Here is a 13897-nt window from a genome sequence, read left to right on the forward strand (position 1 = left end):
CCCGTCATCGAATCGGCGCGACGGAAGTAACCGCATGGCGGAAAACGAGAAACCCCGCAGACCGTGGACGCAGCGCATCGCGCTGTTTTTCGCCGTCATGGGGCCGGGCATCATCACGGCCAACGTGGACAACGACGCCGGCGGGCTCGCCACGTACAGTCAGGCCGGGGCGATGTTCGGGCTCGACACACTGTGGATCTTCGGGCCGATGTGCGTGGTGCTCATCATGGTGCAGGAGATGTGCAACCGGATGGGCGTCGTCACGGGGCAGGGGCTCTCGTCGCTCATCCGCGAGCGATTCGGTGTCAAGATCACGTTCTACCTCATGCTCGCGCTGCTGGTGACGAACTTCGGCAACGTCATGGCCGAGTTCGCGGGCATCGCCGCCGCCGCGCGGCTCTTCGGCGTGCCGCCGTGGATCGCCGTGCCGCTGTGCGCCGCCGGCGTGTGGTATCTCGTCATCCGCTACAACTATCGCTCGGTCGAAAAGGTCTTTCTGGCCGCGTGCCTGTTCTACGTCGCCTATCTCATCACGGCGCATTTGGTGCATCCGCCCGTCGAGCAGATCACGCAGGCTTTTGTCACACCCAAATGGGTGCCGGGCCGCGCGTATCTCGTGATGATCATCGGCCTGTTCGGCACGACGATCGCGCCCTGGATGCAGTTCTATCAACAGGCCGCGATCGTCGAGAAAAACGTGCACATCGACGACTACGCGTATTCGAAGGCCGATACGATCATCGGGGGCATCGTCGTGCACGTGGTGGCCGCGGCGATCATCATCGTGTGCGCCCAGACGCTGAATCGGCAGGGCATCGCCATCGAGGACGGCGCGGGCGCGGCTGCCGCGCTCGAACCGCTCGCGGGACCGTGGGCGCGGCACCTGTTCGCGTTCGGCCTGTGGAACGCGTCGATGTTCGCCGCGTGCATCCTGCCGCTTTCGACCGCGTACACGATCTGCGAGGCGCTGGGGTGGGAGCGGGGCGTCGATCATTCCTTCGCCGACGCGAAGCAGTTCTACGTGCTCTACACCGCGTCGATCGTGCTGGGCGCGGCGATCGTTCTGATCCCCAAGATCTCGCTCATGAACATCATGCTCTACTCGCAGGTCGTCAACGGCCTGCTGCTGCCGGTCGTGCTCGTCTTCATGCTCATCCTCGCCAGCGACCGCGAACTCATGGGCGAGCACGCCAACAGCCGCGTGTACAACGTCGCGAGCTGGCTGACCGCCATGGCTCTCACGGCGCTGTCGCTCTCCTACGTCTACGACGTCATCCGCAACGCGTAGGGCTGCCCCCGCTTCCGCCAACAACCAAAATCCAACTACCAAAAACTCACCGATGCGCCATTCGGCGCGACGCGGCGCGATTTGCGCTTTGCGTTCCGGCACCCGTTAGCGCGACAATCCCACCGCGACATCGAAAACCAACACCCGGGAGAAAACCATGGTCCAACACGACTGCCGAAGCTGCGAGCGGTTCCACGAGTGCGCGACGCTGTGCGAGCCGGTCGCGGCGATCGTCGCCGAGGTCGAGCATCACGGGCGCGGCGCGATGATTCCCGCCAGCCCCCACACCGTTGCGATCCTCGCGGCGACCGACGGACGCATTCCCTGGTCAGAGATGATCGGCGACGAGATCACGGTCGAAGAGATCGAGTCGATGCCCGGCCTGACAGCGCGCCAGCGGCGGGCGTTGTCGCTCATGCTGATCGAAACCCTGTCCTCGAGGGAGATCGCGCGAAGCATGGGCATCTCCCAGTCGACGGCACTCGGTCACCTGCGGGCGGCGCTGCGCAAGACGCGCCGGCGGATCGATCGGCTGCGCGCCGCGCAACGCGGCGTCGACTCCCATATTGGCCGGTCGGTCTAAGGCGGCGGAACTCCACCGGAATCCCGGCCACGGCGATTTCGCGAGCCGCGGAATTTGAGCTGCCGTGTCGATTTTGATCGAGGACTTCGCCGCCGGTTCCGAAAAGAAATGCAGAACGGCACGGCGAAATCGAGCGCATCGCAAGGCGCGAAATCCGCTCTGGCTGACTTGACAACGGTTCCCGGTCAGTGCTAAAGGGGGTCCCGAGACTCCCGCGCGTCGCAAACGCGCTTAATTGATTGATAATATTGAACAAATCGCAGCGATGTGAATGGGCGTTCAAACACCCGACTGTCAGCGTCCGGACGTTTTTTTCGGATTCCGAGAAAAAAGGCTTGACGGATTTTACGCGCTGCGTTAAGGTCGAAAGTGAATGACGGTTCATTCACCGTCGGGTCTTTCAAAACCGGGAATACGAGGCAGGAGCGCGCATCACAACTCTCCATGCAACCTCAAAAAATATGACGGCCCGGGCGGCCTCGCCGACCGGACCTCGAACCACCAATCTCCCAGCCCGATCAATCTGGTCATCTCATCCGCTTCCTGCCCCAGACATACAGCGCAATGGATTGCATGCTCATTCAAATCGCCGCCTTCGGGCGGCGTTTTTGTTTGGATTTTCGCCGACCGGGGTGGACTGCGACCTGGGCGGATGTCCCGTCGTCGGCCGCTCACTCACTTCGAGAAACGCTCGATGACCATGTTGGGCTTGGGGGCCGGTTCATTCGGCGCGGAGCCCGAGGTCGGGGCGCCGGGACGCGGGCGCGACGCGGTTCGCTGGAACTCGGTAATTTCGGCGTCGGACGTGGACGATACGCCCTTCATCTTGAGCGAGAAGTCGCCCGGATTGCTGGCGTTTTCCATCGCGTCTTCGTAACCGATCTTTTTTTCCAGGCACAGCTTCATCAGGCTCATGTCGAAGGTCTGCATGCCGTAGGCCGCGAAGCCGCCCGCGACCACGTCGGTGATTTCGTGCGTTCGCTTGGGGTCCTTGATGAGCTCGCTGACGCGCTTGGTGGCGACGAGCACCTCGACGGCGGGGATGCGCCCCTGCTGGTCGATCCGCGGGATGAGGCGCTGGCAGACGATGGCCTTGATGACGGTGGCGAGCTGAAAGCGGATCTGCTCGGACCGGGCCGCGTCGAAAAACGAAATGATGCGGTGGATCGTCTCCATGACGTCGGTGGTGTGCAGCGTGGCGAGCACCAAATGGCCGGTTTCGGCGGCCATGAGGGCGGTGGTGATGGTTTCGATGTCGCGCATTTCGCCGACGAGGATGACGTCGGGATCCTGACGCATCGCGGAGCGCAGCGCCGACAGGAAGGTGCCGGTGTCGAAGCCGACCTCGCGCTGGGCGATCATGCTCATCTTGTCGCGCAGCAGGTATTCGATCGGGTCCTCGATGGTGACGATGTGCGCGTTGCGGCGGCGATTGATGAAATCGACGATGGCCGCGAGCGTGGTGGATTTGCCCGACCCGGTGGAGCCGGTGACGAGCACGAGGCCGCGCCGCTCCATCGCGATCTTTTCCATCACGGGCGGCAAACCGAGATCCTCGAAGGTGCCGATGTCGAAGGGGATCGCGCGCATCGCGATGGCGACCGTGCCGCGCTGCTGAAAGACATTGGCGCGGAAGCGCCCGACGCCGGAGACTGACTACGCGAGATCGATCTCGTGGCGGCGCTTGAATTCCTCGGTCTGGCGTTCGTTCATCATCAGCTTGGCGAAGCCGTTGATCATCTGCGGGTTCAGCTCGGGAAATCCCTCGACTTCGAGGAGTTGCCCGTTGATACGGAAAACCGCGCCCTTTCCCGGCTTGAGATGGATGTCGGACGCCTGCACCTGTGCCGCCAAGCCCAGAAGCTTGTGAAACTGCGCGCGCATCTGCTCGGTCTGGGGGTCCGCCGTCATGATCCGTCGCCGGTCATTCGCTCGCGTCCGCGGCTTCGGGCGCGGCGGCGTGCATGCCTCCCGGACCGGACTCTCGGACGGCTTTTGCCACCTGGTCGCGGATGTCCGGGTTGTCCTTCAGGAATTTCTTGGCGTTTTCCCGGCCCTGGCCGATTCGGGTTTCGCCGAACGAGAACCACGAGCCGATCTTGTCGATGATCTTTCGATCAACGCCCATGTCGACCAGTTCGCCCTCGTAGCTGATGCCTTCGCCGAAGATGAGGTCGAATTCGGCCTGCTGAAACGGCGCGGCGACCTTGTTCTTGACGACTTTGACGCGGGTGCGTCCGCCGATCACGTCGGTCGCCGTTTTGATCTGGCCGATGCGGCGCACGTCGAGACGGACCGAGGCGTAGAACTTGAGCGCGTTGCCGCCGGAGGTCGTCTCCGGGCTGCCGAACATGACACCGATCTTCATGCGGATCTGGTTGATGAACACCAGAATCGTGTTGCTGCGGTTGATGGCGGCGGTGAGTTTCCGCAGGGCCTGGCTCATGAGGCGCGCCTGCAAACCCACGTGCGTGTCGCCCATCTCGCCTTCGATCTCGGCCCGGGGCGTGAGCGCGGCGACGGAGTCGATGACGACCACGTCCACGGCGTTGCTGCGGATCAGCACCTCGGCGATCTCGAGCGCCTGCTCGCCGGTATCGGGTTGCGAAAGCAGCAGTTCCTCGGTCTTGACGCCCAGATTGCGCGCGTATTGCACGTCGAGCGCGTGTTCGGCATCGATGAACGCCCCGATGCCGTTGGTCTTTTGCGCGTTGGCGAGGATGGTGAGCGCGAGGGTCGTCTTGCCGCTCGCCTCGGGTCCGTAGATCTCAACGATGCGCCCGCGCGGCACGCCGCCCACGCCCAGCGCCAGATCGAGCCCGACCGATCCGGTGGAGACCACTTCGACCTCGGGAATCACCGCGTCGCCCAGACGCATGATCGCGCCCTTGCCGTAGGCGCGTTCGATCTGCGCCACCGCCGCGTCGAGCGCGCGAATCTGTGTCTTGTCCTTGGCCGGCCGCTCGGCCGTCTTGTCCGCGTGTTTGTCCTTTTCCGCCGTCACTTTTTCCGCCACGGGTCTCCTCCACAATGAAAGTTGAACGGACACTCCCGATCAGCTCGAAATCCCTCACCCCGGCTCGCGCCGCTCGCCACCCCTCTCCCGCCCGGCGGGAGAGGGGTCGGGGGTGAGGGCCGGTCACTCGCTCAGGATGATCGTTTTCGGTCGGTCCTCGGTCTCTTCCGGCTCGCCGTCGGGTTTGTGGCGCCGGTCCATTTCGGCGGCGCGGCTGAGCGCGCGGTGGATGATGTCGCGCGTGGCGAGCAACTCCGCGTCGTCGGCGTTGCGCGCGGCGGAGCCGGCAAAAAACAGGTCGATCTCTCGCATCAGCCCCGCGGCGTTGATGCGCCCCTGAATCGCGCGGACCTGACGATCGATGACCTCGCAGACGATCGCCCGGGCTTCGGGCCGGCCGACCAACTCGATGGCTCGATTCATGGCGTCGTCGGGCACGTAGGGCACGATCTCGACCAGCAGGGATTCCTGACCGGTCGCCTTGAGCCAACCGACGCGCATGAAATGCGAACCGGCGAGCAGACGCATCGCGCCCACGCCGTTCTTGGCCTGCAGCTCGTAGCGCGCCTGCCGGCCGTAGATCTGCTCGAAGATCCGGCAGCGATCACTGTAGGCCACGTCGTCGCCGTACCCGTCGAAAAACGTCGTCAGATCGTCATACAGTTTTGCGGCCTTGGTGGATTTGCCCTGTCGTTCGTAGATCTCGGCGAGCAGCAGGAAACCCGGCGGCATCCAGGCGAAGGTGTTTTTGGGCAAGGCCTTGATGATCCGCGCGACACGCACCACCGGCGGGGCGACCTGCTCGATATTCTGGGTGGTGTTCGAGGTCCGCGCGGCGAGGTAACCCTCGTAGTTCCAGCCGCTCCACTTCATCGCGTCGTAGAGCCGCCGCTCGGCCCGGCCGAGCTTGCCTTTCTCCACGTCGCGGTGCGCACGTTCGACGGCCGCAATGACGCGCGCCTCGCCCATGCGGGCGACGTAAGACCAAAGGACGATGAGCCCCAGGCAGACAACCGCACCGACGAGGGCGAATAAGAGCCACATGGCCCCGATCCTCTTTTCCGGAAAATCCCGAGAACGCCACGGAATTGTAAGGGGAGCGCCCGGCGAAATCAATGTTCCGACGGCCCCATCGACAGATTGTCGGGAGGGATTATTGTGGCGGTTCGAGAACCCGGCCCGGAGACCCCCCGTGACGTACGTTGTGACCGAGCGCTGCCTCAACTGCAAATACACGGACTGCGTGGATGCGTGCCCCGTGGAGGCCTTTCACGAGGGTCCGACCATGCTCTACATCCATCCGGAAACCTGCATCGACTGCGGCGCCTGCGAGCCCGAATGCCCGGTGCAGGCGATCTTCGACGCCGATCAGGCGCCGCCGGAATTCGCGTCGGCCGTCGGCGTCAACCGCGAGATGGCGATGCGTTACCCCGTCATCCTCGAACGCAAGGATCCACTGCCCACCGCGCCGCCGAAAAGCGATTACGTGTTCCGCAACAAGTCCTGACGTCAACTTCTCAACACGGGGTGATCGCGCATCGCGGGCATGGAAAAACGCCCGGCGGAACCGATCACGCCGGGCGTTTCATTCAGGTCGGGGTCGCCTAACAGCCGCAGCAGTTTCCGTTGTTGCCGTCGTCGTCGTCACCCCGGTCGCTCAGGCCGGTGTCGTCGTCCGCGTCGTCATCCGTCGCGTCGTCGTCGCCCGGGTGAATGTCGTCGTCGAGATCGTCATCCGCATCGTCGTCTGCGTCGTCGTCCGAATCATCATCCGAATCATCGTCGGCATCATCATCCGCGTCGTCATCGGCATCGTCATCCACATCATCGTCCGAGTCATCGTCCGCCGAGTCATCGTCGGCGTCGTCGTCCGAATCATCGTCGGTATCGTCGTCGGCGGTGTCGTCATCGGTCGTGTCGTCGTCCGCCGTGTCGTCGTCCGCCGTGTCGTCGTCCGCCGTGTCATCGTCGGCAGTGTCGTCATCGGCGGTGTCGTCGTCGCCGCTGTCGGTCGTGGTGGTGGTGCTGGTCGTCGTGACGACGGTCGTGGTGGTGGGCGGCTCCATCGTGGTCGTCGTGATGGTCGTCGTCGTGGTCGGTTCCATCGTCGTGGTCACAATCGTGGTCGTTGTCGTCGTCGGCGGCTCAGTTGTCGTCGTTGTGGGAGTCGTCGTCGTGGTGGGAGTCGTCGTCGTGGTGGTCGTCGTGGTCGTGGTTGTGGTTGTTGTGGACGTGGTCGTGCCGAACAGGAAGAATCGGTCGATCGCCCAGTACGAGATGATGTCGTCGTCGAGTGACGTGAACACCCAGGTCAGCTTCACGTAGGGTTCGAGGTCCGCGTAATCTGAAATGTCGATCACGACGGTCTCGTTGTCGTGCGTGGACGTCCAGGAGAAGAGTTCAACGCCATCGTCCACCGGGTCGCAACCCGGGTCGGCGCAGATCTTGAGCGTCGCGCGCGATCCGCCGAGGATGATGACCGGCTCGAAGTAAGTGTTGAACTGGATGCTCGTGCCCTGCCATCCGGACAGGTCGAAGGCCGGCGAAATCAATTCCGTGAAATCGAGGTTGTCGTCGATGCGGATGACCTCGTAGAAACCCTCGCTGAACAGGCCGGAACTCAGCCACGGTCGATAGAGCCACTGGTAAATATCGAAATCGACCCACTCCCAGGGGTTCGACCCGCTGTTCACGATCACCCACCCTGAAGGCGGCGAACCGTTGAAATTGGAGGAATAAATCGTCGCGGCGTGCGCGGACGGAACAACCATCGTCAGCGCGATCACCATTATCGTCGCGGCCACTCGGCGCTTCATCATTCGCCCTCCCCGGGTGGAAAGCTTTCGACGCCGGAACGCGAGCCCGGACAATTTCCCGCTCGCGCCCCCCGCGCGTCGAAACTGCCCCCAAAAATTCCAGAACTTGGGTTATTTTAGCATGCCGCTCAAGCGATTGCCAAGAAAAAAATGACCGGTCAGTCATTTTTTCTTCCGGTCAGCGCCGGCCCGTTTACGCCTGCGTCAGGACTCGGGCGACGATTGCGCCTGGATTCGGTCTCCGAAGCGCGGTACCCATGCCCAACCCGTCGTCCACTCGTCGAGCCAATCCACCAGCAATGGGATCATCGGATTGACTTCGGGCTCGACCATCAGCGCATCCAAGTGGCTCCAGTCCGGCAGCACGTGACGCACGTACCCGTATTCGTCTCGGCCGAGCTCCTCGCCGGGGATCTGCCCGCGCACGGGAGCGATCATCGTCTTGTACAGATCGAGCTGATTCGAGTCCGCCCACATCGCCGACGAGATCGCGAAGATCGGCACATCGACGCGGCCGCTCGAGATGTCGAAGTAGTTCTCGCGCCAGGAGCCCTCGGTTTCCAGCCAACCCGCAACGTCCATGTCGAGGGCGAGGCGCGACGAATAGTAGGGGTCCGTGAAGTTTGACGGCCCTTCGTAGAACATCCTGCCCGCCCGCTTTAGATCGACCAGCTCCCTCGGGTCGCATTCGTCCCAATAGGACCACGTGTAGAGCGAAGCGGGGTCGGTCGGGTAGTCGCCCAGCAATCCGTGCGCGACCGGTCCGCCGGAGAGCTTGCCGGCGTGCGCGAGAAAGTCGTTCGCGGGGATCGTGTCGCTGTCGATAACCATGCCGAGCATGGCCTCGTTGGTCATCGTGATGTTGTGAAAGCGGGTGAGCAGCGGGAAAAGCAGTTCCAGCGGGCCGCGCTCGCCGAAGACGCCGTGCGAGCCGAGGGAAGGATTGTTCGGATCGACGAATCCGTCCTGGATCGCCATGCCCAGGATCTCGAGCATATAGAGCGACGCGCCCGTGAGACCCACGGCCTCGAAGCGCCGCTTCTCGCCCTGCCGGATCGCGCGCAGGTCCTTGATGTAATCCGATTCCGTCATGCCGACGCGCGGACGATACCCGCCGTCCCACAGCACGAGCCCCGCGATCTCCTCGGCGCCGTAAACGCCGTCGTCGAAGCGCCAGGCCGCGAAGGTCTGCGCCATCAACGCACCGCGCGAGTCGCCGCCCATCACCACGTTCACCGCGCGCCGGCCCCGCGGCACGAGGTGGACCAGACGGCGCAGGTCGCGCATCCACAGATCGAGTCCCCACTCGCTCATCATGTCGGTCTTCGGACCGCGCGGGTGCAGCGGAACGTAACGCCGACCGTCAATACGCGCGCCGCGGAAATAGTAGTCGTACGCAATCCACGGATCGTGCAGTCTCTCGGCGAGGTCCATGCCGCGTTGGTCTTCCAGCAGCGCGTGCCGTCGGTCGGGCACCCAGACCTCGACGAGCCCCTGCGACTGTTCGACGATCCAGCGAGCCATGGGGAACAGCTGCGTCGCCCCGGCGGTGTAACCGGGCATGAGGATAAAGATGGTGCGCACCGGACGCGGCGGGCCGCCTCGGTCGATGTCCTGTTGGAGTCGGAAACGGAACAGCGGAATGACGTTGTATTCGTCGGGGGTTTTCGATCCCTTGGAGGGGTTGTCCGGCGCGGGCTCGCCGGGAATGAGCGCGTACTCCCACCCGGCGACGATGGGACCGAAAAGCGGCGGGACAAAACCGAAGGGGTCCGGCGTCTCGGCGTCGGGATCGGGATCGTCATTCGCGTCGTCACCCTCGCCGAAATCCGGCCCGAGGTTGCGCGGGACGTCGCCCGAGGCGTCGTCATCGGCGTCGTTGTCGGACTCGCCGTTCGCGCACCCGAACACCGACGCGAGCAGCGCGAATGTCGCGAAAAACAGGATGAACGCGTTGTTTCGGTTCCGACGCATACGGCGGCCCCCGGCCCAGGTTCAAGTTATTTACAGGAATTCGGACGGGAGATCCACCACGGGGTCTGCTCGGGCGTTTGACGTGTGGCGAGGGCGCCCCCGCCCGCGACGTTGCAGACCGTCCCGGCCGAAGGCCGCCGGGCCAGACCGCCGGGTTCACGCTTTCGCGCGACCGGCCAGTGCAAACACTCCGAGCATCAGTGCGAGCGCCGCGTAACCGATGATCGCCTGATACACAAGACTCGCATAACCGATGTTGATGACAAGGGTCATCGCGTAGGTTGCGCCCGCGACCGATGAGAGCGTGGACAAGCCGTAGGTGACGGGCACGGCGTCGGCGCGGCCGGTGCGCGTGAGTTCGGTAACCACGTGTGGATAGAAGAGCCCGAGCCCGGCGCCGACCGGCGCGAGCGCGAGCGCCGTGAGCAGGATCTTCAACGGGAGCGGCATCCCGATCCGCGCGCCGATCATCGTCTCCATTGCGTACAGACCGGCGAAACTGATCGCCGCCATGATGAGCGGCATGACGTTCATCGGCAGCCGAGATCCGTACCGACCGTACAACATGGACCCCGCGGCGTTGGTGAGCAGGAAGAGGCTGAGCAGCAGCGCCATGCTGTACAGCGGGTTTTCCAAAAACAGGTCGAGTTTTCCCAGCAGCGCGATCTCGACCAGCATATAGCAAAAGCCCGTGATGACGAGATAGAGCATGAGTGGCGCGGGCGGCATGGGCGCGCGCTTGAGATAAAGCGCCGCGACGATGGCGACCAGCACGGCGCACACGATCACGAGCGTGATGATCTTGATCCAGCTCCGGTAGAACCCGCGGTTGTCGATCTGCTTTTTGCTTGGAATCAGCGTGAACTTGCTGAAGAGGAGTTTTTCGATGTAGGGCCGGTCGTCGGTGACGATTTCGGATTTCGCCGGAGTCGGACCCTCGAGCAGAAGGCCTGCCTCGCCGGCGCGGTTTTTCACGCCCGGCGCGTAGAGCAGGCTCTTGGGATAGGACTCCTTCATGCCCGCGACCTCGTCGGCCGTAAAGGGCTTTTTCGACACGATCATGTCGACGCACTTCCCGCCGCTGAACTCCACGATCATCGCGCGCAGCCCGAGATCGCCGAGGCCTCGTTCCTGAAAAAGGACCTGAAAGATCTGGACGAGGTGCTCGAGCGGCTGGCAGCGGTAGATCAGGAGGGCGTCGTCTCGCATATGGTCGAGGTACGACGCCATCGCCTCGTAGGTGTCGAGGTACTTTCGGCTGTGTCCCGATTTGTACTGCGAGGTCGCCGCGTTGTTCGCCACGTAGATCACGTCGAACTGCGTGGGGTGCGTGTCGAGGTAGCGCCGGCCTTCCATCACGACCACGTCCACGTTGGGCCGGTCGTAGAATTCCTGGATGCGAAAGTCGGCGAGCTCCGGCGTTTCAGCGGCGAAGCGCGTGACGAGCGGATTGATTTCAACGCCGACGATGCTCTTCTGCCCCATTCCGCGCTCGTGGAATTCAATCATCTGCGCGCCGCAGCCCGCGAACATGACGAGGATGTCGTCGGTCGGGCGTCCGAGCTTTTCGAGGTTCAGCACTTTCGTCATGGAATCGCGTTTGCCGCCCTCGGGATGATACCGGCGAACGGTGACGTTGCTTTCGGCATTGTCGTGGATGATCTCGTAGTGAGTGGACTTGCTCTTTTCGACGCGCAGCAGCGACACGCGCGAATACGCGTTCCACCGATGCGCAAGCTCGGTGACCGTCGCCCTGCCTTCTCTCCCGATCGCCCGCGTCAGGTCGTACCGGCCTTCGAGCCACACGAGGCTCGGCCAGACGAGCGCGCTCGCCGCGACCAGCGCAACGACGGTGCGCACCCGCGCGCCGCGCGTCGCGATGGCGACGAGCGCCGTGAGCGCGAACAGCCCGGCGGCGATGATGTGCGGCAGGTCGATGACGTGGATCGCGAGCGGCGTGACGAAGCACGCGGCGGCGGCGCCCGCAAGGTCTATGCCGTAGAGCCGCCCGATGATCGCGCGGTTGCGCGCGTAGAGCGTGGTCAGAATCTTGCCGACGAAAAAGAACGGTGGCAGGAAAACGCCGACGAAGATCAAGGTCTTTGCGACCTGCGTGGCGCTGGCGAGGTTGCCGCGATAGGTGATGGGGAACAGACTCGAGTAGATCGCGAACGAGGCCGCGAACGCACCGGCCGCCACGGCGGCGAGCGCGACGAGGTCGCGGCGGATGTCGATGTCGTCGGGCTTCGTCCGGCCCAGATGCACGCGCAGGCTGCCGACCGCCAGGCCGAAGAGCGTGAGCGGAATTGCGATGAAACTGTTCGCGTAGTTCAGGTAGAACACCGACATGCGCGAGAGCAGCAGCTCGAACAGCAGCGTGGTGAACGAGAGAATGAAAACAATCAGAAGCGTGCGGCGGGGCGAGTCGTCATCCGCAACCCGGTCGGCGCGTGTTTCGACGGTCATGGAATCCTCACGAAATCATCGATGTTCAAAGGCCGAAACGGGCGCGGAGCATAGGCCGAGACCGTGAAAATGCAAGAGGGATCACGGAGGAACCGCCCTTTCGTAAGCTCGCGCCGGGGTTTACGCGAATGCCCGCGTCGCGCGATTCTTGACGAGCGTCATCCTCTATCCGACAATCATCTGTTATCTCACGTTCGAATTTCGCTGCGATCGGGGACGGCATGCGCGCGTTCATGTTGACCGTGTTGAGTGTGACGATGGTGTTTGTCGCGGCGTGCGAGCCGAGCAGCGACGAATGGCCGGTCGAGCCGGCCGATTTGAATTCCCCCGCGAGCGAGCGACCGGATGAGACAGCGAACGACGCGGGTGACGACAACCCCGCGCCCGATCTCGACCAGTGGCCGAACTGCACGCTCGTCGCGCGCAGCGGCGAGGGTTACCTGGAAATGTGCAACGGCGTGCGCGTGCTGCACGTGTCGGGTTCGCCCTACGAGATGGGCTACCAGATGGGCGAGCTGCTGCGCGAACCCGTCACCGAGATCATCCACCTCGTGCGCAACTACATCGACCCGTGGGGCGCGGTGTGGCGGCTGCTGCAAAACGTGCCCGTCAATCTGGAGCCCAACATCCGGCCCGAGTTCGCCGAGGAGATGCGCGGACTCGTGGACGGCCTGAACAACGACGTGACGTATGAGGAGATCGTCGCGGGCAACTGCCTCGGCGACATCTTCGGCGCGATCCGCGCGTTCATGGACAACTACCTCGACGTGGAGTTCTGCTCGCTCACCGCGTCGTGGGGCGACGCCACCGCCGACGGCGAGCTCATCGCCACGCGCAACTTCGACTACATGAACCTCTTCCACCGATTCAACTACGTCGCCATCGTCCACCCGGACGAAGGCCACTCCTTCGTGCACACCGGCATCACGGGACTGATCGGCACGCACGTGGGCATGAGCGACATCGGCATCACCGGCGCGCTGGCGTACAACTCGTCGTACGACTCCGACATGCGCGGCGTGCCGATGCTGCTGCTTCTGCGCGAAGCCATCCAGTATTCCGACTCGGTGGAAGAAGCCCTCGACGTGATTCGCGCCAACGACCGCACCATGGGGCTCAACTACATGTTCACCGACGGCTTCACGAAGGAAGCCGAGGTGATCGAGGTGTCGGGCGGCAAGACCGCGCTGCGCACCGGCGACATGGGCGATTACGTCATCGCGACCAATCACTACGTCGCGCCCGAGATGATCGCCGAACAAAAAGGTTACGAGCCCGAGCACACCACGCAGTGCCGCTACCACCGGCTGAACCAGCTCTTCGAGGAGCACTACGGCAAGATCGACCTTGCCCTCGCGGGCCAAATCGCGCGCGACCACTGGGACCCGTCGATCAACGCCATCCGCCCGTGGCGCACCACCGTCTGCCGCCACGACGATCTGGAATACACGCCGGGGACGATCATGGCCGACTTCGTCTCGACGACGACGCCCTCGGTCATCATGAAACCGATCGACGGCGAGTATTGCACCACGGTGTCCCGCCACGCCTGCGAAATGCCGTACCTGTGCCTGCGGCCCTTCAATTAGCGAATGTCACGAATGGCGCTAAGATAAGGCCGTTTCCGCGACCGCGCGGCGTCCGTGCCGCCCCGATGCCCGCGACGTTGCGACGCCAACGACGTCGCGATGTCCGCGACGTCGCGATGTCCGTGCCGCAAATGAAGTCCCGAGTGCATCCGAGGGACGAAGTGC

At 63.6% G+C, this 13897-nt stretch carries 9 protein-coding genes and 1 pseudogene; 4 read left to right on the top strand and 6 right to left on the bottom strand.

Translation table 11 applies throughout. The features are described from left to right. Positions 1–34 precede the first annotated feature (34 nt). Entirely contained in the window at positions 35–1288 is a 1254-nt protein-coding gene (locus tag IT350_03275) for an Nramp family divalent metal transporter (protein MCC6157047.1), read from the top strand. A gap of 157 nt (positions 1289–1445) precedes the next feature. Continuing rightward, entirely contained in the window at positions 1446–1871 is a 426-nt protein-coding gene (locus IT350_03280; protein ID MCC6157048.1) for a helix-turn-helix domain-containing protein, read from the top strand. 675 nt (positions 1872–2546) lie between these two features. Here the strand turns inward: IT350_03280 and IT350_03285 are convergent. The 3 genes and pseudogenes from IT350_03285 to IT350_03295 form a co-directional block, all read right to left on the bottom strand. Next, positions 2547–3755: pseudogene (locus IT350_03285) on the bottom strand (PilT/PilU family type 4a pilus ATPase). A gap of 40 nt (positions 3756–3795) precedes the next feature. Further along, a complete protein-coding gene (recA, locus tag IT350_03290) occupies positions 3796–4809 on the bottom strand; it encodes a recombinase RecA (GenBank protein ID MCC6157049.1) in 1014 nt (337 codons plus the stop codon). A gap of 201 nt (positions 4810–5010) precedes the next feature. Then, positions 5011–5931: a hypothetical protein gene (locus IT350_03295; GenBank protein ID MCC6157050.1), complete on the bottom strand. Its 921-nt coding sequence runs from the start codon at positions 5929–5931 to the stop codon at positions 5011–5013. A gap of 148 nt (positions 5932–6079) precedes the next feature. Here IT350_03295 and IT350_03300 point away from each other — a divergent pair, with 148 nt between their 5' ends. Continuing rightward, positions 6080–6394 (top strand): ferredoxin family protein, encoded by a 315-nt coding sequence (locus IT350_03300; GenBank protein MCC6157051.1) that lies wholly within the window; start codon positions 6080–6082, stop codon positions 6392–6394. A 97-nt stretch (positions 6395–6491) separates the two neighbouring features. Here the strand turns inward: IT350_03300 and IT350_03305 are convergent, their stop codons facing one another. The 3 genes from IT350_03305 to IT350_03315 form a co-directional block, all read right to left on the bottom strand. Further along, entirely contained in the window at positions 6492–7706 is a 1215-nt protein-coding gene (locus IT350_03305) for a hypothetical protein (protein MCC6157052.1), read from the bottom strand. A gap of 201 nt (positions 7707–7907) precedes the next feature. Next, entirely contained in the window at positions 7908–9677 is a 1770-nt protein-coding gene (locus IT350_03310; protein MCC6157053.1) for a hypothetical protein, read from the bottom strand. Between the two features lie 156 nt (positions 9678–9833). After that, a complete protein-coding gene (locus IT350_03315) occupies positions 9834–12143 on the bottom strand; it encodes a hypothetical protein (protein ID MCC6157054.1) in 2310 nt (769 codons plus the stop codon). 221 nt (positions 12144–12364) lie between these two features. Here IT350_03315 and IT350_03320 point away from each other — a divergent pair, with 221 nt between their 5' ends. Beyond that, positions 12365–13732, top strand: coding sequence for a hypothetical protein (locus IT350_03320; GenBank protein ID MCC6157055.1), 1368 nt, complete (start codon positions 12365–12367; stop codon positions 13730–13732). Positions 13733–13897 lie beyond the last annotated feature (165 nt).

The sequence above is a fragment of the Deltaproteobacteria bacterium genome, assembly GCA_020845895.1.
In the GTDB taxonomy this organism is placed as follows: Bacteria; Lernaellota; Lernaellaia; order JACKCT01; family JACKCT01; genus JADLEX01.